Origin of the sequence: Sporosarcina sp. P18a (assembly GCF_002743135.1) — a bacterium.
Taxonomy (GTDB): Bacteria; Bacillota; Bacilli; order Bacillales_A; family Planococcaceae; genus Sporosarcina.
Window position 1 is genome coordinate 1,270,158 of the sequence record NZ_PDYQ01000001.1, and the last position, 19,965, is coordinate 1,290,122.

Below are 19,965 nucleotides of genomic sequence, written 5' to 3' on the forward strand. Positions count from 1 at the left end.
CGGTTTCTACATGATTTTTTCGACAAAAAAGCAACGGTTCGGAAACAGAGTTCCAAGCCGTTGCTTCTAGTCATTCGAATTCTTCAGGGAAATCGAATGTTAATTTACCTACTTGCTGGTCACGGATGTCTTGTACGATCATTTCTGCTACTTTGTCATAGTCAATTTCTCCACCAACCGTATATACTTTTCGACGTTCACCGATTTTATTAAACAATGATTGAATATTATCGCCCACCGTTGTCATTTCATAACGCTGTGCTAGTCTTTCAGGATAATGCGACTCTAAAAATCGAAGTCCATATACTGCAAGCTCTTCCATATTCAATACTGAGTCCTTAATGGCACCTGTTAACGCTAACTTATACCCTACATTCTGGTCTTCAAACTTCGGCCATAGGACTCCCGGTGTATCAAGAAGTTCTAATTCTTTCTCAAATTTAATCCATTGTTGCGCTTTGGTTACACCTGGCTTATTTCCTGTTTTAGCGATATTTTTCTTCGCTAATCGGTTAATCAAAGTAGATTTTCCGACATTGGGAATGCCGACAATCATTGCACGGATGGCTCCAGGACGTATGCCTCGCTGCTTCATGCGGTCATATTTCGGCTGCAGGATTTCTTTAGCGGCTTTGGTGACTGTTTGGAGACCTTTCCCTTCAAATGAATTGATCGCCACTGTGCGTAAGCCTTGATTTTCAAAGTAGGCAATCCAACGTTTAGTTTGAACTTCATCCGCCAAGTCCATTTTATTCAAAATAAGCAATCTTGGTTTTTGCTGGGTTACTTCGTCTATCATAGGATTACGTGAGGAAAGTGGCAATCTAGCATCAATTAATTCAAATACAATATCAACTAACTTAAGTTTTTCTGAGACTTCTCGTCTCGCTTTCGCCATATGGCCCGGAAACCATTGAATAGTCATTCGAATCGTCTCCTTTCATTATTTCACAAGACCAAAATCTTTAATCGGCCAGAATACTACACTGGTACTACCGATGACTTCATCGATTGAGACTGCACCTATATGTCTAGAATCTTTACTTTTCCGACGATTATCACCCATTACAAATATGTGATCTTCAGGCACTGTTTCTGCATCGATTTGCGGTACATCCTGTAGTGTAAAATCTTCCGTCAGCGTACCATCTTGTACTTCCGATTTATATTGATCAAGGTACGGCTCTTCATATGCTTTACCATTTACATAGAGTACATCATCTTTATATTCCACTGTATCGCCTGGCAGTCCAATTACACGTTTAATATAATCTTTCTGCTCGGGTGCATGGAATACTACGATATCAAAACGATGCGGTTCACCAATCGTATAACCGATTTTATTAACGATCATGCGGTCACCATGTTCCAATGTTGGCATCATAGAAATACCGTCAACGACGATTGGTGTGAATAAAAAGATACGAATAATGGCGGCTAATCCAAATGCGATCAATAATGCTTTAATCCATTCCAGTCCTTCACTTCTCGTTTTTTTCTCTTCCATCAATCCAGCCTCCTGCCCTGTCTGTTTTTATTGTACAGCCAATTGTCTTTCTGAGCAAAAAGAAAGGAGGCCAAATGCAAGGCCCCCTTCGTTTCTGTTTATCTTATTAGCGGAGTTCTTTGATACGCGCTGCTTTACCACGTAGTTTACGTAGGTAGTACAACTTCGCACGACGAACTTTACCGCGACGAGTTACTTCAATTTGAGCTAGCTTAGGCGTGTGTAATGGGAATGTACGTTCCACTCCAACACCATTTGAAATTTTACGTACAGTGAAAGTTTCGCTGATTCCGCCACCGCGACGTTTGATAACAATACCTTCGAATAACTGGATACGCTCACGAGTTCCCTCGATGATCTTCACGTGCAAGCGAAGTGTATCGCCAGGACGGAATGAAGGGTGTTCAGTGCGCAACTGCTCTTTTGTAATATCTGCAATTAGTTTTTGCATGTTTTTTCTCTCCTTCTTTTCTGATGCTCTTGCACGTTTTGCTTTGCAGCGGAACAACAGTAAAATAGACGCTCTTAAAAAGCGCTTAATAAATCATAGCACACGCCTGTTAACGAATCAAGCAAATTTAGTCTCTTTTTTGTATCCATTGCTGATAGAGTTTTTTCTGGTAATCCGTTAAGGGTGCTTCTTGCAATAATTCTGGACGACGCTGTGCCGTGCGTAGGAATGCCTGCTCTTCCCTCCACTTATCAATCTCTGCATGATTGCCCGACAACAGCACAGGAGGCACTTCAAAGCCGTTGAATGTAGCGGGTCGAGTGTATTGTGGATGTTCTAGCATACCCGTTGAAAATGAATCGTGGACAGCCGATTGATCGTTTCCTAGAACGTCAGGGAGTAACCTCACTACACTATCAATGATGGCCATAGAAGCTACCTCGCCGCCCGTTAATACAAAATCGCCAAGTGAAATTTCATCCGTAGCCAGATGTTCACGAATTCTTTCATCGTATCCTTCATAGTGACCACAAATGAAAACAAGATGTTGCTCTTTCGCTAGTTCTTCCGCTTTCTTCTGCGTGAACCGTTCGCCTTGCGGACACATTAAGATAACGCGCGGCTTACTATTGCTCGAACTTGTGACAGCATCTACAGCCGCAAAGAGAGGTTCGGGTTTTAGTACCATTCCCGCGCCACCTCCGTACGGATAATCATCCACTTTTCTATGTTTATTTGTTGCATAGTCACGAAAATCCGTAACCTTAAACGATGCGGCCTGTTGTTCTTGCGCTTTTTTCATGATTGAAGAATGAAGGACACCTTCAAACATCTCGGGGAACAATGAAAGCACATCGATTTTCATCATGAAAGCAACCCATCCATCAATTCGATCTGGATAATTCGCTTATCTATATCCACATCTTTAACCACATCTTCGATATACGGGATATAATGCGGCTTGCCTTCAGCAGGCGTTACCTCCCATACATCATTTGCGCCTGTTTCAATAATTTCAGAAACCGTGCCGATCTCATCTCCAGTTTCTGTAATCACGCGGCACCCAATGATTTCATGATGGTAAAATTCATTTTCTCCGAGTTCTGTCAATTCCTTCTCTGAGACCTTGATTACGCCGTCTCGGAACTTCTCTACGTCATTGATATTCGGATAGCCTTCAAACATAAGTAAATCAAAGTTTTTATGCTTCCGATGACTGATCACCTTCACAAACGTAGGTGTTTTGCTTTTCGGCATGAAGATCGCGAGCTCACTTCCCACTTCATATCGCTCATCTGGGAAATCTGTTTTGGACATTACACGAACTTCACCTTTAATACCATGCGTATTCACAATCGTGCCTACATTAAACCATTCCATTATTTCGCCTCCATTATATGAGTAAAAGTATTTATACGTGCAAAAAAGGAAGGAACCGAGGCTCCTTCCTTTTGGATCAATCCAAGATATCCAAATACACTTTTTTGCCGTGGTGGCTGCCTGCTGCTGAGTAAACAATCGTACGGATCGCTTTTGCCACACGACCTTGTTTCCCGATCACTTTACCCATATCCTCCGCATTCACTGATAACTGATAAACGACTCGTTGAGACTGTTCTTCAGATACCACTTTCACGTCGTCCGGGTAATCGACTAACGGTTTTACAACTGTTTCAATCAGCTGCTTCATGTCCACCCCTCCAAATTACTTGCTGTATTTAGCGTTATGGAATTTTTCCATGATACCTTGTTCTGAGAACAAGTTACGAACTGTATCAGATGGTTTAGCTCCATCTTGAAGCCATTTCAAAGCCAATTCTTCGTTGATTTCAACTGTTGCTGGCTTTGTAAGCGGGTTGTATGTACCAACCTGATCGATTTGACGGCCGTCACGTGGTGCACGTGCATCAGCTACTACAATACGATAAAAAGGAGATCTCTTAGCTCCCATACGTTTTAGACGAATTTTAACTGCCATTATTATCTACACCTCCGAATAGTTTCACACAAGATAGTATATTACCAAGTTTTTATTTGTTTGTAAAGGTTTTTTTCTTAACACCCTCTATTTTATTTAAAAAACGCATCAAAACCAGGCATTTTACCTTTTTTCTTACCTTTTTGTTGCATGTTGGTCATTTGCTTAACCATTTTTTTCATTTCTTCAAACTGCTTTAGCAAACGGTTGACTTCCTGGGTAGAAGTTCCAGACCCTGTAGCAATTCGTTTTTTTCGACTCGCATTAATAATTTCCGGGTTTTCCCGTTCTGCAAGCGTCATGGAATAAATGACAGCTTCCACACGACCCATTTGACTCTCATCCACTTTGGCATTGTCGAGTCCTTTGATCTTGTTTGCACCCGGCATCATTTTTAAAATTTCGTCGAGTGGTCCCATTTTTTTCACCTGTTGCATTTGATCAAGAAAATCGTCAAGTGTAAAGCTTTGAGTGCGTAATTTCTGCTCTAACTCTTTCGCTTTATCCTCATCAACATTTTCTTGTGCTTTTTCAATCAAAGACATGACATCGCCCATGCCAAGTATTCGTGACGCCATACGTTCTGGATGGAATGGTTCAAGTGCATCCATCTTCTCACCCATACCGACAAATTTGATAGGCTTTTCAGTAACGGTACGAATTGATAACGCTGCACCACCACGTGTATCCCCATCAAGTTTTGTCAAAATGACGCCAGTGATTCCGATTGTCTCATCGAAACTTTTTGCCACGTTGACAGCGTCTTGACCTGTCATGGCATCCACTACGAGGAATACTTCATCAGGATTCGTTAACTCTCGAATATCTTTCAATTCTTGCATAAGTTCTTCATCTACATGGAGTCTACCTGCAGTATCAATGATTACGACGTCATTATGCTCACGTTCTGCCTCTTCCATTGCTTTGCGAGCAATTTCAACAGGAGACTGATCGGTACCCATAGAAAATACGGGCACAGTGATCTGTTTACCTAAGGTTTCGAGTTGTTGGATCGCTGCTGGGCGATATATATCTGCCGCTACAAGCAAAGGTTTCTTATTATGTTTTTTACGTAAAACTGTAGCCAATTTACCGGTAGTTGTTGTTTTACCTGCACCTTGCAAACCTACCATCATGATGACCGTAGGCGATTTACGCGCGAATTGAATGGGATTTTGTTCTCCACCCATTAGATTCGTTAATTCGTCTTTTACGATTTTTACCACTTGCTGACCAGGTGTCAAACTCTTCATTACATCCTGACCTACTGAGCGCTCGCTGACCGTCTTGACAAATTGTTTAACGACTTTCAAGTTAACGTCTGCTTCAATTAGTGCAAAACGTACTTCACGCATCATTTCTTTTACGTCAGCTTCGTTAATTTTACCTTTGCCCGTAATTTTGTTCATTGTTACTTGCAGGCGTTCGGCTAGACCTTCAAATGCCATAGACAATCCCCCCTATTCAAAGTCTTTTAAGGTATGTAGCAATTTCATGAAGCGATTTGAATTATCGGTAGGCACCATTTCTTCTAGCAACTCTACAATTTCAAGTCGACCTTCATGCTTTTCGAACAGATTGAGTTTCTTCTCGTAATCTTCGAGCATTGCCTCAGTCCGTTTCACATTGTCATACACAGCCTGTCTCGATACACCATATTGTTCAGCGATTTCACCGAGAGAAAGATCATCTAAATAATATAATTGCATATATAAACGTTGTTTGTCAGTTAATAATGATTGATAAAAATCAAAGAGGAAGTTCACTCTTGTCGTTTTTTCAAGCAAGATCACGACCCCCTTCAGTCACTATTATATAGTATCGCGCATGTGTATTGCCGTCAAGTACTTTTACTTGTCTTCTTCGATTTCAGCTTCATGATCATCTGTTTCTTCCATTTCTAATCCGTTCGCAAATAATCCATAGACATATTTCTCCGGGTCGAAAGGTTGTAAATCATCGATGCCTTCACCAAGGCCAACAAACTTCACCGGAATATCGAGCTTATTGCGAATCGCGAGCACGATACCACCTTTCGCTGTACCGTCTAGTTTCGTCAATACAATACCCGTAACATTCGTTACTTCGTTAAATGTCTGCGCTTGAATTAATGCGTTCTGTCCAGTCGTCGCATCCAATGCCAACAATACTTCATGAGGGGCCCCCTCAATTTCGCGGCCAATAACGCGATGTACTTTTTCCAGCTCATTCATCAAGTTCACTTTATTTTGTAAGCGACCTGCTGTATCACAGATTAAAACATCCACGTTACGCTTCTTAGCTGCTTTCACCGCATCAAAAATAACGGCAGCTGGATCCGAACCTTCCGCCTGGCGTACGACTTCTACGCCCGTACGCTCTCCCCACACAACAAGCTGTTCAATGGCACCTGCGCGGAATGTATCTCCAGCAGCTAACATAACGGTTTTTCCTTCTTTTTTAAGGCGGGCAGCCATTTTACCAATCGTTGTCGTTTTACCCACACCATTCACGCCAACCATCAAAATTACGTTTAGTCTACCTTCTTTGATATCCAATTCACTGGTAACTGCTTCACCTGAATTATAAATTTCTACAAGCTTCTCAGAAATCAATGACTGCATACCTGTCGTGTTTTTAATATTCTTACGTTGCACTTCTTCTTTTAGTAAATCAATTAATTCCATTACGGTTTCAAAACCAACATCCGCTTGAAGTAATAATTCTTCCAGTTCTTCGAAGAATTCTTCATCGACGACACGGAATCTAAACACTAAATCGTTTACTTTCGATGTAAATGAATCGCGTGTCTTGGTCAGTCCATCTTTAAACTTCTCAGCTACCGCTTCGTTTGTTCCTGATATTTTATCTTTAATCTTCTTGAAGAAAGACATTCATTTCACTCCTTAGCTACTGATTTCTTCTGCCACTTCAGATAGTTTAACAGAAAGCAATTTTGAAACACCTGATTCTTGCATCGTAATGCCGTATAGGACGTCTGCACCCTCCATCGTGCCTTTTCGATGTGTGATCACGATGAATTGCGTCTGATCCGAAACTTTCTTTAAATAATTACTATATCGTACCACATTCGCTTCATCCAGTGCTGCTTCCACTTCATCTAATATGCAAAAGGGTACAGGCCGAACTTCTAGAATAGAGAACAGCAAGGAAATAACAGTTAACGCACGTTCCCCGCCAGATAATAAACGCAAATTCTGCAACTTCTTTCCTGGAGGTCGTGCCATGATATCAATTCCGGTAGTCAGTAAATTGGTTGGATCCGTTAAAACAAGATCCGCTTCTCCCCCACCGAACATATCCTTAAACACGCGGCGAAAATGGCTGCGGATTGCTTCAAACGTCGTCTCGAAGCGACTCTTCATTTCCTGATCCATTTCCGCCATAGCTTCTTGTAACGTATTTTTAGCTTCGACCAAGTCATTCCGTTGTGATTGTAAAAACTCATGACGCTCAGATACTTCTTCGAATTCCTGAATTGCATTCGGGTTGACAGGTCCTATTATAGCTAGTTGTTGCTTACAATCTTCTACCGTCTTGCGTAGTAGCGGAATATCCAATGATTCAAAATACAATTCATTCGGTCGTAAGCCATACTCTTCATCCAGTCGATCTTTGACCGTTTCAAACTGTGTTTCAAGCCTGGATAACTGAATCCTCAGTGTGTTCAAGCGTTCGGAAATAATACCTGCCTGTTGTCTGATCATTTTTATACGCTCTTCATGATCACGAACACGTGTAGCTTGCTGAACACGCTTAGCTTTTTCTATCTCAATCGTTTGTTTCAAGTGTTTTTTTGTATCATTTGCTTGCTGACTTTGCTTCTCTATTTCTTCAGGTGTTAATTCCTTACCGATCACAAACTCCTGCACATAGTGCTGTTCTTCTTGCAAGCGGCTAATTGTCGACTCCAACTCATCTATTTGAGTGATGGTTTCCAATATACTGCTTGAATGATAGGCGTTCTGCTCTTTTAATACAGCACTTTTTTGCTGTAAGTCATACAATCTCTTCTGCAATGATTGTTGTTCTTCGCGTCTATTCTCTACTAGTCTTTCTAAACCTTCTAGCTTTTCTAACGTCTCTTGAAGTTCACTTTTCAATACTTCATGCCGAGTTTGTAAATTTTGTTTTTTAGTTGATAACTGCTTTTCTGCAGAGACTGTGTCAGTACGTCCGATTTCAATTGTGGATATTTCCATGTCGACAGAACGCAATTCCATTTCGGTTTCTTGTAATGACGCATGAATGATGGACTTTTTCTGTTGGGTTTCCTCTAACTTTACGCGCAATTGATCACGAAGATGTAAACTCGCACCCACTAAATTACGAGTTTCGGACGTTTGTGCAGTAGCTTGTTGAATAGATTCATCCATTTTTTGCAGTTGATTGGTAAGAGTCTCCAGCTCAGCCTTGCGGGAAAATAGCGTGGTCTGCCCTTTCGCACCGCCACCGGTCAATGAACCGCCTGCGTTTATAATATCCCCATCAAGTGTCACTATGCGATAGCGGTGTCCTATCGTTTTAGCTAAACCTGATGCAGCTTCAAGATCATTGGCAATAATCGTCTGACCCAATAAGTTTTTGGCAACCGACTCATATGCCGATGACGTTTGAATGAGTTCAAATGCCGTACCGATGAAGCCCTGCTGTTGAGAGAGTACGTGTCGGCTATTTATAGGAAGCTCACGCGGCTTCAAGATATCCATAGGAAGAAACGTAGCGCGACCGAAGTTTTTCGTTTTTAAATAACCGATGGCTCGTCTTGCATCATGCTCAGTCGTAGTAATGATGTGTTGCATAGCACCGCCAAGGGCTGTTTCAATTGCCTTAGTATAGGCAGGCTCCGTCTTAATGAGTTCCACTACAGCTCCTTCGATCCCTTGAATACGTTGTTGTTTCTTTGCATGGAGTACTTCTTTGACACCAGAATAGAATCCCGAAAAATCCTTTTCAAGACTTTCTAGGGCACGGAGTCTTCCTTGCATTTCGGATTGTTTACGCAATGCTTTCTGCAGAATTTGCTGTTGCGTAGATAGACGTTGCTCTTCTTCTGTTAATTGTTGCTGACAAGCTCTAGCTGACTTCTCTAGCTCATCTAGCTGTTTCTGAACAGTCTTTTTTTGCTCATTTTTTTCTTGCTGTTCTTTAGCTAATTGCTGTTTGCGTTCGGAAAGTAATGTAGTTTGAACGGTAATCTTTTCTGTAGAAGACTTTTCTCCCTGAAGCCGCTCCTCTACATGCCTGATTTCACTGCGCACAGTGGCTTCCTCATTGAGGCGCTCAATATAGACTGATTTCAACTGTTCAATTTGCTGTTCTGTTTCTTTTAATGAACTGTTTAACATGGCCGTGACTTGCTTACTTTCTTTCGTCACTTCTTCAAGTTCATGCTGAGCAGTTTTCTGCTTCATCTGCATAGCACGATGTTTATCTTTTGCCATTCGTTGAGTGTCTTCTGCAGATTGCAGCTCTTGTCTAATACGCTCCACTTGCTGCTTCGTATTGCGTGTCTTTTCAACGGACAGCAATCTTCTACCTTCCCACTTTTCAGCTTCCGCTGTCTGTTTAATCAATTCATTTTGGAATTCATCCAGTTGAAGCTCTACTTTCATAAGAACCTTCTTGTCAATATCCAGATCGTTTTCATATTGTGTAAGAGTATCCGAAATCTTTCGCTGTTCAGCTTCATCATTTTTCACAACCGCCGCTTTTTCAGAAATCTGCTGTTGCAAAGTAGAAGCGTCGTGATGGAGTAAACTAACATCTGCCTCTCGAAGTTCAGAACGCAAATTTGACGCTTTACGAGCCGAACCTGCTTCTTTTTTAAGAGGAACAAGTCGATCATCAATTTCTTTTAATATATCCAGTACACGATCTAAATTATCGGTCGTCTCAAATAATTTATGCTCCGCTTGCTGTTTATGGGTTTTATACTTCAAGACACCTGCCGCTTCGTCAAAGACATTGCGTCTTTCATCAGCACGGCTATTCAAGATCTCATCTACCCGACCTTGCGAAATAATGGAGAATGCTTCTTTACCCAAACCCGAATCCATAAATAGCGTGGTGATGTCTTTTAACCTACAAGTCTGGCCGTTCAAAAGATATGCGCTATCTCCAGATCGAAAAACCCTTCTAGTTACACTGATTTCCGTGTAATCAAGCGGAAATAGATTTTGAGTATTATCCAAAATGAGTGTGACTTCTGCAAAGTTAACTGCTTTCCGTGAGTCACTGCCTGCAAAAATGACGTCTTCCATTTTACTGCCACGCAATGATTTTGCAGATTGTTCACCGAGCACCCAACGAATCGCATCAATAATATTACTCTTTCCACTTCCGTTAGGTCCTACGATGGCCGTTACTCCTGGTACAAAGTCTATATGGATTTTTTCCGCGAAAGATTTAAAGCCTGCGATTTCCAGCCTCTTCAAAAACACGATTAGTTCTCCCCTTCGGTTGTCTGCATCAATAAATGTTCTATCGCACGACGGGCAGCTTCCTGTTCGGCTTCTTTCTTGGACTTGCCAATTCCTTTTCCAAGTGGTTGTTCATTCAGATTAACTACTGTAACAAACTTTTTCGCATGTGCAGGACCTTTTTCTTCAATGACTTCATACTGAAGGGGTCCGTTATTTTTTTGTTGCACCAATTCTTGCAGGCGACTCTTATAATCTGTCACATGCGAAAAAGCTCCGATACTAATTTTCGGAAAAACGATTCGCTTTAGAAACTCTTCAACGACTTCCATGCCTTGATCCAAGTAAAGCGCACCGATATACGCTTCAAATACATCTGCTAATAACGCAGGACGCATTCTCCCACCAGTTAGTTCTTCACCCTTACCAAGAAGAATATAGTCTCCAAAGTTCAATTCATTTGAAAACTTAACAAGTGATGGCTCACACACAATCGCTGCACGAAGTTTCGTCAGTTCCCCTTCGCTTTTTGCCGGTTCTGTACGGAATAAAAATTTAGATACCCCAAGTTCTAATACAGCATCTCCAAGGAATTCCAATCGTTCATTATCGGAAAATTTCTTGCGACGATGTTCATTGACATAGGATGAATGGGTAAATGCATTATACAATAGATTCTCATCCTGAAATTGAACACCTAGTTTCTGCTGGAGTGTACTAAATTTCTCGCGTACAGCTTGTGGCAATGTAGGGTGTGATACGGTTTCTTTCGAAGTTCTTTTATTTTTCATAAACTACTCTGCCTCTCATCTATTAATAGTCTGTACACACTTAGAAAGCGAAAAGAGACGCTTTCTTCTTTTCAGATGAAAGGAAGAAAGTGTCTCACAAAAAAGGTCATTCGCCTACTTTTGCTGTAATGTACGTTACTGCATCTCCGACAGTTGCAATTTTCTCTGCATCATCATCAGAAATTTCCGTTTCAAACTCATCTTCAAATTCCATAACAAGTTCTACTACATCTAGTGAATCAGCTCCAAGATCCTCACGGAAAGAAGCTTCAGGTTTTACTTCGCTTTCATCGACACCTAGACGGTCGACAACTACTTTTGTTACGCGCTCAAGTACTGTTGACAACATAGTCACCTCCTCTCAAGGCCAAAGTCGGCTCATTAGCTACTATTGAATTATAGAGGTTAGTCCCCTCGTTACGCAACCATAAATAGCGCTTTCATAGAAGTAGTTCTTTTACATCACCATGCCGCCATCTACATTGATAGTCTGACCCGTAATATATTTTGCTTCGTCGGATAGTAAGAATGCCACAACGCTCGCTACATCTTCCGCACTTCCAAGCTTACCTAAAGGGATCGTTGACAATAATTGCTCTTTCATATCATCGCCCAACTCATCTGTCATATCCGTTGTGATGAATCCTGGAGCAACAGCATTTACTAAAATATTACGTGCCGCCAATTCTTTTGCAGTTGTTTTCGTCAATCCAATAACTCCTGCTTTTGCTGCCACGTAATTTGCTTGCCCTGCATTTCCTACAACTCCTACAACAGAAGCCAGATTGACGATTCTCCCTGCACGCTGACGCATCATTTGGCGCGTAACAGCCTTAGTGCATAGGAAAACACCCTTTAAATTAATGGACAATACATCATCCCACTCGTCTTCTTTCATGCGCATCAATAAATTATCTCGCGTGATGCCAGCGTTATTGACGAGGAGATCAATGCTACCGAATTGTTTAATCGTCTCATCCATCATAGCTTTCACTTGATCAGCATTGGAGACATTTGCTTGAAATACGAGCGCTTCTCCGCCCGCAGAGCGAATTTCTGCTGCTACAGTCTCTGCTCGATCTTGGCTACCGCTATAGTTGACGACTACTTTAGCACCTTCAGACGCTAAGCGTAAAGCGACAGTGCGCCCAATCCCTCTAGATGCTCCTGTGACTACTGCTGTTTTCCCATCGAATCTTCCCATCATGACCATCCTTTCGCCTCTTCAAGCAACTTTTCAAGCGTTTCTTCATCATATACTGGGTATACTTTTGCTGTACGGTCTATTTTACGGATTAATCCACTCAATACTTTTCCAGGTCCACACTCTATGAAACGAGTAACACCCAGTTCAAGTAATTTTTCAACAGACTCTTCCCAGCGTACCGGTGAGTACAATTGTTCAACCAGTAATTTTTTTATTTCGTCCTGCTTCGTTACTTCATCTGCCGTAACGTTTGCGATGATAGGAATTTCAGCATCCTTCATTTCAATACCCTCAAGCGTCTTTTGTAACTCTCCAGCTGCTGGTTGCATTAGAACTGAGTGGAAAGGTCCGCTTACATTCAATGGCAATGCACGTTTCGCACCCGCTTCTTTCAAGGCTGTACACGCCTTATCCACACCCTCTTTTGCACCGGAAATAACAATTTGGCCGGGGCAGTTTAAGTTGGCTGGTTGTACAGGATGTCCGGACTCTGTGATGTTCGCTGTAATTGACTCCAAAACATCACGATCCATTCCAAGTATGGCCGCCATGGCACCTTTACCTGCAGGTACGGCTTCATTCATATACAGACCTCTTTTATGAACAGCAACTACTGCATCCTCAAATGAAAGAACTTTGGATTCAACAAGGGCCGTATACTCACCCAGACTGTGTCCTGCTGTATAATCCGGCATAATGCCTTCTTCTTCCAAACGCGCAGCGATCATTGCACCTACCGTGAGTAGAGCCGGTTGAGCATTATAAGTCAACGTCAATTCATCTTGAGGGCCTTCTAGCATCAATGCGCTTAGTTCAAATCCAAGAGCTTCGTCAGCCTTTCGCATGAATTCCTTACACGCTTCGTTCTTCTCTGTGAATACTTTCCCCATCCCTACAGCTTGTGAGCCTTGTCCCGGGAAAACAAATGCGAGTTTACTCAAGATTCCTCTTCCTCTCCGATTGTTTTTTTCATTGTTTCGCATACTTGGTATTGTACCATGGTTCTCGCTTGGCGAACTGCATTAAAAAATGCATTGGCATTCGACGAACCATGCGCTTTAATGACAGGATGGTTCAAACCAAATAAACCTGCTCCACCATACTCCGAGTAATCCATCTTATTTTTTAAAACCTTTAGATCATCTTTCACTAATCCAGCCGCAAGCTTAGTTTTTAACGAAGACATGAACACTTCTTTGATCATGGAAAACACATTCATTGCAGTACCTTCAATAGTTTTCAACACCATATTACCCGTAAAGCCATCTGTGACCACAACATCCGCAACGCCATTCAATAAATCACGCGACTCCACATTGCCGATAAAGTTTATGGGTGCAGCTTGTAACTCTTCATAGGCATATTTTGTAAGCTCATTCCCTTTTCCAGCTTCTGTTCCGATATTTAATAATCCTACACGAGGCTTATCAATTCCGCGCACTTTCTCCGCGTAGATACTACCCATGACGGCAAACTGCGCCAACTGCGAAGGTTTACTATCTGAATTCGCTCCAGCATCCAATAACACGAAGCCGCTGCCGTCAATCGTCGGTAAAGTCGGTGCTAGTGCTGGTCTTTGAATCCCTTCCAAGCGACCTACGATAAAGAGTCCCGCCGACATGAGAGCACCTGTATTACCGGCTGACACACATGCCTGCGCTTCTCCATCTTTTACGGCTTGCGCCATACGGACCATGGAAGCATCTTTTTTCTTTCGAATTGCACGCACAGGCTCATCATCAGGTTCAATGACTTCGGAGCAGTGTACTACTTGAAGGCGTGGATGTGTTTCGAGAAATGGTGCCATTTTTTGCTCATCACCAAATATATGTATCCTAATGTCATCAAATGCATGAAGACTCTGTAATACACCCTTAACAATCTCCCCGGGTGCATTGTCTCCACCCATTGCGTCTACTGCAATAATCATATGTAATTACCCGCCTTTTTTTGTTGTACGATACATCTGAAACTCTCCCGAGAAAACAGGCTCACTTTCTACTGTCGACAGGACGTCGACGACCGTACTTTTATTTTTCAAGGTTTCCTTGCGCACAGTAGCACGACACACTACGCGATCACCGGCTCTAACTGGCTTTTGGAAGTGCAGTGAGGAACGAACCGTCAATGCCAAGTCATCATCCAAGACTGCTACAGCTAATGAATTCGCCTGTGCAAATAAATGATGACCTCTGGCAATACCATTTCGTTTAAACACATGCACTTCTTTTACATCAAAAATTGAAATTGCTTTATTATCCAATTCCACATCAATAATTTCTCCAAAAATTTCTTCAGCTTGCATAGACTTCACTGTACCTAACATTTGTTGCGACGCTACGGATTTCAATCGCTCTCGCAATTCCGGAATACGACATTCTAGCCGATCCAGCCGCACGGTTTGGATGCTCACAGAAAAATGCCTGGCAATGTCTTCATCTGTCAGGAATGGATCTTCTTCAAGCAGCGTTACGAGTAATTGTTGCCTCTCCTGTTTAGGAACTCTCAATTACTACACCCCTTTAGATTAGCACTTGGTATTAATACTAAGTATATAAAGAGGTAAATGAGATTGCAAGAGGTTATCGAATATACTACGTTCACATCTATCAGTCTATCCGCTTATCAGTGAGTGCACCCGATTGCTCAAGACGTCCGCGTAACGTTGCGTACTCGTCATTTGTCCAAAACGCATCCGAATTCAACAAGCGTTCCGCATCATCACGCGCTATTGAGAGTGCCTTGAAATCATGGACCAAGTCAGCCATTTTAAACTCTGGCATTCCACTCTGTTTCTTGCCAAAAATATCTCCTGCCCCGCGTAGCTCCAAATCTTTTTCAGCTAAAATAAATCCGTCGTTCGTTTCCGTCATCGATTGCATGCGCATCTTTCCTTCTTCTGTTGACGGATTAGCGAGCAATACACAATACGACTGATCTGATCCTCGCCCTACACGTCCCCTTAATTGGTGTAACTGAGCCAGACCGAATCTTGTTGCATCATAAATCAGCATGAAAGTTGCGTTCGGCACATTGACACCTACCTCTACTACTGTCGTGGAAACAAGGATGTTTAACTGTCCTTCACTGAATTCCCTCATGACCTGATCCTTTTCGGCTGGAGGTAATCGACCGTGCATCAAACCCACATTATAGCGTCCACCAAAATAATTACTCAATTCGGCATGTACTTCGACTGCGTTTTGGACATCCAATTTATCAGATTCCTCGATCAAAGGACAAATGACATACGCCTGCCTTCCTGCACGTAACTCTTTCTCCATTTTCTGTAACACAGGTAGTAAGGAGTCTTCTTTCAACCAATGTGTTTCGATTTCTTTTCGTCCTGCCGGTAGTTCATCTAAGATCGAAACGTCCATTTCACCAAATACCGTAATCGCTAATGTTCTCGGAATAGGAGTTGCTGTCATGAATAGTACATCGGGGTTTAAGCCCTTATCTCGCAAAACACGACGTTGTTGCACTCCGAAACGGTGTTGTTCATCCGTCACAACAAAGCCTAGTTTATGAAACTGCACTTCAGGTTGGATGAGTGCATGCGTTCCGATTAGCAAGTCAATATCCCCGGCTTCCAAGCGTTCCAACAACTCTTTTCTTGCTTTCGCTTTTGTAGATCCAGCAAGAAAAGCAACAGTCACACCGAATGGTTCGAACCAGTTGGCTAATAATTCAGCGTGTTGTTCAGCCAATATTTCCGTCGGTGCCATCAATGCGCCCTGGAATCCTGCAGTAACCGCTGCATATAGCGCTATGGCTGCGACAGCTGTCTTACCTGACCCCACATCCCCTTGCAGTAAACGATTCATGCGGAGTGGTGATTTCAGCTCTGCACATAATTCATTCACCACACGTTTTTGCGCATTTGTTAATTCGAACGGCAATGTACTGATAAATTTCTTCAATAAATTCAAATCATATTGAATGACGAGTCCTTTTTCCTGTTCTTTGCGCAACTTTTTCATTCCTTGAATTTTTAACTGAAACAGCAATAATTCTTCATAAACAAAACGTCTACGGGCATGCTTAACGTCTTCAGCTTTAGTTGGGAAGTGGACCATCTCCAATGCTTCAGCTATAGATGGTAGCTTGTATACATCCAGCATCTCACGCGGTAGTGTCTCTTCTATATCTTTGGCAGTTAAGTCTATGACTGTACGCATATAACGACGAAACGTTTTTTGATGCATAATTCCCTTCAAACTATAAACCGGCTCAAAATCAGTCTGCTCACCGGCATGTAAACGATTCACCGTAATCGTCTGACGACCACGGTCCCATGCACCGGTAACATTTATTTGCATTCCTGTGAGCAGACGATCTTTTAAGTAATGTTGATTGAAAAATACAGCTTTCACCAAATGATGGCCGACCAATAAACGGACTTGCATTCTGGAGCGATTTTTCCCGGAATAAAATACTGTCGGTTCGGACTCTACCCGACCTTCCACTGTGACACGCTCGCCATGCGGTGTTTCAGTCAAATCTGTCATACGAAAATCTTCATGGCGATATGGGAAAGTATATAACAAATCTTCAATCGTCAGAATTCCCAGCTTTCCGAATTGTTCAGTTGTCGTTTTGCCTATTCCTTTTACTGTACCTACACTGTTTTTAAAGATATTCTCCACGTGAAAATTACCTCCTTTCCATACCTTGTTGGAAAACGAATGTTCCTCTTTTTTAGTTTACCATGAAAAGACAGGATAATAAAAACGTTGCCCCCACTTACAGGACAACGTAATGTATTTATTCAACAGAGATAATATATGGATAGAGCGGCTGTTTTCCAGCGTACACTTCTATATCTACATGCTCGAATTGTTCTTCGATATAGCTACTGATCATTTCTGCTTCTTCATGTTTCACATCTTCACCATAAATAATCGTGACAATCTCATCTTCTTCATCGATCATGGAAGAAATGAGATTCTTCGTTACATCCTCTAATGAAGAATTAGAGCTAGTGATTTTCCCTTGTGCGATTCCCATGAAGTCGTCTTTATAAATGGCTACACCATCAATCGATGTGTCACGAACAGCATAAGTGACCTGACCAGTTTTAATAGTAGAAGCCGCTTGTAGCATTGCTTTCGCATTCTTCTCGACTGTCGCTTCGGGGTTGAATGCCAAAATAGCAGCTAAGCCTTCCGGAACGGATTTCGTTGCCACAACTGCCGCTTCAATTTCCAACACTTCAGCCGCTTGCTCAGCCGCCATAATGATGTTTTTATTATTTGGCAAGATCAATACGCGTTCTGCACCGATTTCCTGAATCGCTTTGACGATATCTTCCGTAGATGGATTCATCGTCTGACCGCCCTCAATCACGGCAGATGCTCCAATACTTTTCAGTAGTTCTGCGATACCTTCTCCCATCGAAACCGTTACAATTGCGTATTTATGCTGAACCGGCTTTGCTATGGACGCTTCATCCCGATTCATAATATCACTATGTTGTTCACGCATATTATCGATCTTCATCTTCGTCAATGAACCATATTTCTGTCCATAAGATAAAGCATCTCCAGGTTCTTCAGTGTGAATATGTACTTTTACTACTTCATCATCTGAAATGACGAGCAGTGAGTCACCTAGTTCGCTTAAGTCTTGACGGAATGTTGCCTCGTCAAATGGTTTGTCGAGCAACTTACCCGAATCCAATTTGACCATGAATTCCGTACAGTAGCCGAACTCGATGTCTTCTGAGTTCATGAACCCTTGTATACTGCGATGATGCTCTTTCATCACTAGGTCATCCATTGAGTGCATAACCACCTTCTCAGGTAAGTCCTCACCTTTTAGGCATGCCAAAAATCCTTCATATACATATACGAGACCTTGTCCACCACTGTCTACTACTCCTACCTCTTTTAGAACCGGCAATAGATCAGGCGTACGTTTCAGCGATTCCTTGGCCTCTTCTACAATAATTTCTAGTAACGCTGTTAAATCCGCTGACACTTCTATATGCTCAACAGCAGCATTTGCTGCATCCTTAGCGACTGTCAAAATGGTTCCTTCTACAGGTTTCATAACAGCTTTATAAGCTGTATCTACACCATATTTAAGTGCTTCCGCAAATTGTTTTACATTTACTTCTGCTTCATTCTCAATTTGCTTGCTGAATCCTCTAAATAGCTGGGATAAAATCACTCCAGAATTCCCACGGGCACCCATTAGCAATCCTTTTGAAAATGCCTGTGCCGTCAAGCCAATATGTTGTTGCGCATTTCTTTCTGTTTCTTTCGCACCGGATGTCATGGATAAATTCATATTCGTTCCCGTATCACCATCTGGCACCGGGAATACATTTAAAGAATCTACATAATCGGCATTTTGGTGAAGATGATGCGCACCCATTTCTACCATCTTCGCAAATTGCAATCCATTGATTGAAGTCATTGACTTAAAGGCCTCCTTTTACACGTTCGTTACACGAACTCCCTGAACAAAAATATTTATTGAACTTACTGATAAACCTAACGTGGTTTTCACTATATATTGCACTTTGGATTGTACTTGATAGGCCACTTCAGTAATTTTCGTGCCATAGCTCATGATGACGTAGATATCGATATGGAATGCATCTCCCTCGTTACGAACAATTACGCCACGAGAATAGTTTTCTTTGCGAAGAATTTCTGTAAGCCCATCGCGAATTTGGTGCTGAGAAGCCATCCCCACAATTCCATAACACTCGACCGCAGCCTCTCCGACCACTTGCGCAATTACATCATTTGTAATATCTATCGTACCATGCTCATTTCTCAGTTCGATTGACATTCCTCTTCTCCTCCCATCTCTAGACACATCATACGTACATTATACGGGAATTCATCAGGAATGAAAGTATTGAAACCGTTAAAATATAGTGTAAAGGAAAAAACCTTGAAAGTAGCAAAAAAAATTGTTGCATCGATACGAAGCTTATGATAAAGTACTATGGTATGCGAATTGTAACGTGAATCGCTAAATAAATTCACGAGGAGGAACTAAAATGGCTAAACAATGTGTTATTACTGGACGTAAAGCTCGTTCTGGAAACACTCGTTCTCACGCTTTGAACTCTAGCAAGCGCACTTGGGGCGCTAACCTTCAAAAAGTTAGAATCCTAATCGATGGCAAACCTAAACGCGTTTGGGTATCTGCAAGAGCTTTGAAATCAGGCAAAGTACAACGAGTATAATAATCTAAAGCTGAAGACGGCGTCTAGCCGCGTCAGACACTGGAGGGCTAGAAGAAAAAGGCGGTTTTTGCCTTTATCTTCTAGCCTGAAGTGTCCCGAGCGGTTGCCGTCTGAAGCTGGATGTAATCTAAAGCTGAAAGCGCCTGGGTAGCCTCGACAGATGTTGGAGGAATTGCCATAAAGGCGCTTTTTTGCTTCCCTAAAAAAGAAAAAACACAAAGCACCTTCTTAGGCGCTTTGTGATTTTTCTTTTTTGCGTTTTTTTGTCTTGGTGGCTTTTGGATTGGCAGCAACGGTTGTTTTTGTACGGCTGTCCTTTTGGAAAGCTACTGCGCACTTTCTTACAATGTTACTGACAAACTTCGGAAGCGTGAATGTGTATACTCGCAAATCCCCCAACTC

Annotated in this window: 22 protein-coding genes; 1 reads left to right on the plus strand and 21 read right to left on the minus strand. The window is 42.1% G+C overall.

What is annotated here, in order from left to right; genetic code table 11:
- Positions 1-70 precede the first annotated feature (70 nt).
- From ylqF to CSV75_RS06560, 20 genes are all read right to left on the minus strand, one after another.
- Positions 71-925 (minus strand): ribosome biogenesis GTPase YlqF, encoded by an 855-nt coding sequence (gene ylqF / locus CSV75_RS06465; RefSeq protein ID WP_099635937.1) that lies wholly within the window; start codon positions 923-925, stop codon positions 71-73.
- Positions 926-943: 18 nt separating this feature from the next.
- The gene (gene lepB / locus CSV75_RS06470; RefSeq protein ID WP_369802711.1) at positions 944-1,510 is read right to left on the minus strand and encodes a signal peptidase I; all 567 of its coding nucleotides are present in this window, start codon (positions 1,508-1,510) and stop codon (positions 944-946) included.
- Positions 1,511-1,613: 103 nt separating this feature from the next.
- Positions 1,614-1,958, minus strand: a complete 345-nt coding sequence (gene rplS / locus CSV75_RS06475) for a 50S ribosomal protein L19 (RefSeq protein WP_099630898.1) — start codon at positions 1,956-1,958, stop codon at positions 1,614-1,616.
- A gap of 127 nt (positions 1,959-2,085) precedes the next feature.
- Positions 2,086-2,823: a tRNA (guanosine(37)-N1)-methyltransferase TrmD gene (gene trmD / locus CSV75_RS06480; RefSeq protein WP_099675347.1), complete on the minus strand. Its 738-nt coding sequence runs from the start codon at positions 2,821-2,823 to the stop codon at positions 2,086-2,088.
- Positions 2,823-3,338: a ribosome maturation factor RimM gene (rimM, locus tag CSV75_RS06485; protein ID WP_099675148.1), complete on the minus strand. Its 516-nt coding sequence runs from the start codon at positions 3,336-3,338 to the stop codon at positions 2,823-2,825. The genes trmD and rimM overlap by 1 nt, the downstream gene beginning before the upstream one ends.
- 76 nt (positions 3,339-3,414) lie before the next feature.
- Positions 3,415-3,648 (minus strand): KH domain-containing protein, encoded by a 234-nt coding sequence (locus CSV75_RS06490; RefSeq protein WP_099630895.1) that lies wholly within the window; start codon positions 3,646-3,648, stop codon positions 3,415-3,417.
- A gap of 15 nt (positions 3,649-3,663) precedes the next feature.
- Entirely contained in the window at positions 3,664-3,936 is a 273-nt protein-coding gene (gene rpsP / locus CSV75_RS06495) for a 30S ribosomal protein S16 (protein WP_029052320.1), read from the minus strand.
- A 92-nt stretch (positions 3,937-4,028) separates the two neighbouring features.
- On the minus strand, positions 4,029-5,384 hold the full coding sequence (ffh, locus tag CSV75_RS06500; protein WP_099630894.1) for a signal recognition particle protein: 1,356 nt from the start codon (positions 5,382-5,384) through the stop codon (positions 4,029-4,031).
- Between the two features lie 12 nt (positions 5,385-5,396).
- A complete protein-coding gene (locus tag CSV75_RS06505) occupies positions 5,397-5,723 on the minus strand; it encodes a putative DNA-binding protein (protein WP_099675149.1) in 327 nt (108 codons plus the stop codon).
- Between the two features lie 63 nt (positions 5,724-5,786).
- The gene (ftsY, locus tag CSV75_RS06510; protein ID WP_099675150.1) at positions 5,787-6,809 is read right to left on the minus strand and encodes a signal recognition particle-docking protein FtsY; all 1,023 of its coding nucleotides are present in this window, start codon (positions 6,807-6,809) and stop codon (positions 5,787-5,789) included.
- Positions 6,810-6,821: 12 nt separating this feature from the next.
- Positions 6,822-10,379 (minus strand): chromosome segregation protein SMC, encoded by a 3,558-nt coding sequence (gene smc / locus CSV75_RS06515; RefSeq protein WP_158231613.1) that lies wholly within the window; start codon positions 10,377-10,379, stop codon positions 6,822-6,824.
- Positions 10,380-10,381: 2 nt separating this feature from the next.
- Positions 10,382-11,149: a ribonuclease III gene (gene rnc / locus CSV75_RS06520; RefSeq protein ID WP_099675152.1), complete on the minus strand. Its 768-nt coding sequence runs from the start codon at positions 11,147-11,149 to the stop codon at positions 10,382-10,384.
- Positions 11,150-11,255: 106 nt separating this feature from the next.
- A complete protein-coding gene (locus CSV75_RS06525; RefSeq protein WP_085133672.1) occupies positions 11,256-11,495 on the minus strand; it encodes an acyl carrier protein in 240 nt (79 codons plus the stop codon).
- Between the two features lie 111 nt (positions 11,496-11,606).
- Positions 11,607-12,353, minus strand: coding sequence for a 3-oxoacyl-[acyl-carrier-protein] reductase (gene fabG / locus CSV75_RS06530; protein ID WP_099631028.1), 747 nt, complete (start codon positions 12,351-12,353; stop codon positions 11,607-11,609).
- Entirely contained in the window at positions 12,353-13,297 is a 945-nt protein-coding gene (fabD, locus tag CSV75_RS06535; protein ID WP_099675153.1) for an ACP S-malonyltransferase, read from the minus strand. The genes fabG and fabD overlap by 1 nt, the downstream gene beginning before the upstream one ends.
- Entirely contained in the window at positions 13,294-14,286 is a 993-nt protein-coding gene (plsX, locus tag CSV75_RS06540; RefSeq protein WP_099671948.1) for a phosphate acyltransferase PlsX, read from the minus strand. Before plsX ends, fabD begins: the two co-directional genes overlap by 4 nt.
- 6 nt (positions 14,287-14,292) lie before the next feature.
- Positions 14,293-14,865, minus strand: coding sequence for a transcription factor FapR (fapR, locus tag CSV75_RS06545; RefSeq protein WP_099675154.1), 573 nt, complete (start codon positions 14,863-14,865; stop codon positions 14,293-14,295).
- Between the two features lie 100 nt (positions 14,866-14,965).
- On the minus strand, positions 14,966-17,005 hold the full coding sequence (gene recG, locus CSV75_RS06550) for an ATP-dependent DNA helicase RecG (protein WP_099675155.1): 2,040 nt from the start codon (positions 17,003-17,005) through the stop codon (positions 14,966-14,968).
- Positions 17,006-17,123: 118 nt separating this feature from the next.
- Positions 17,124-18,779: a DAK2 domain-containing protein gene (locus tag CSV75_RS06555; RefSeq protein WP_099675156.1), complete on the minus strand. Its 1,656-nt coding sequence runs from the start codon at positions 18,777-18,779 to the stop codon at positions 17,124-17,126.
- Between the two features lie 18 nt (positions 18,780-18,797).
- Positions 18,798-19,160 (minus strand): Asp23/Gls24 family envelope stress response protein, encoded by a 363-nt coding sequence (locus CSV75_RS06560; RefSeq protein WP_099630885.1) that lies wholly within the window; start codon positions 19,158-19,160, stop codon positions 18,798-18,800.
- 214 nt (positions 19,161-19,374) lie between these two features.
- Here CSV75_RS06560 and rpmB point away from each other — a divergent pair, with 214 nt between their 5' ends.
- Complete coding sequence (rpmB, locus tag CSV75_RS06565; protein ID WP_029052334.1) at positions 19,375-19,563, plus strand: 50S ribosomal protein L28; 189 nt, start codon at positions 19,375-19,377, stop codon at positions 19,561-19,563.
- Positions 19,564-19,791: 228 nt separating this feature from the next.
- On the opposite strand, the gene spoVM is transcribed toward rpmB, so the two are convergent.
- Positions 19,792-19,962, minus strand: coding sequence for a stage V sporulation protein SpoVM (spoVM, locus tag CSV75_RS16745; protein ID WP_369825343.1), 171 nt, complete (start codon positions 19,960-19,962; stop codon positions 19,792-19,794).
- Between the last annotated feature and the right edge of the window lie 3 nt (positions 19,963-19,965).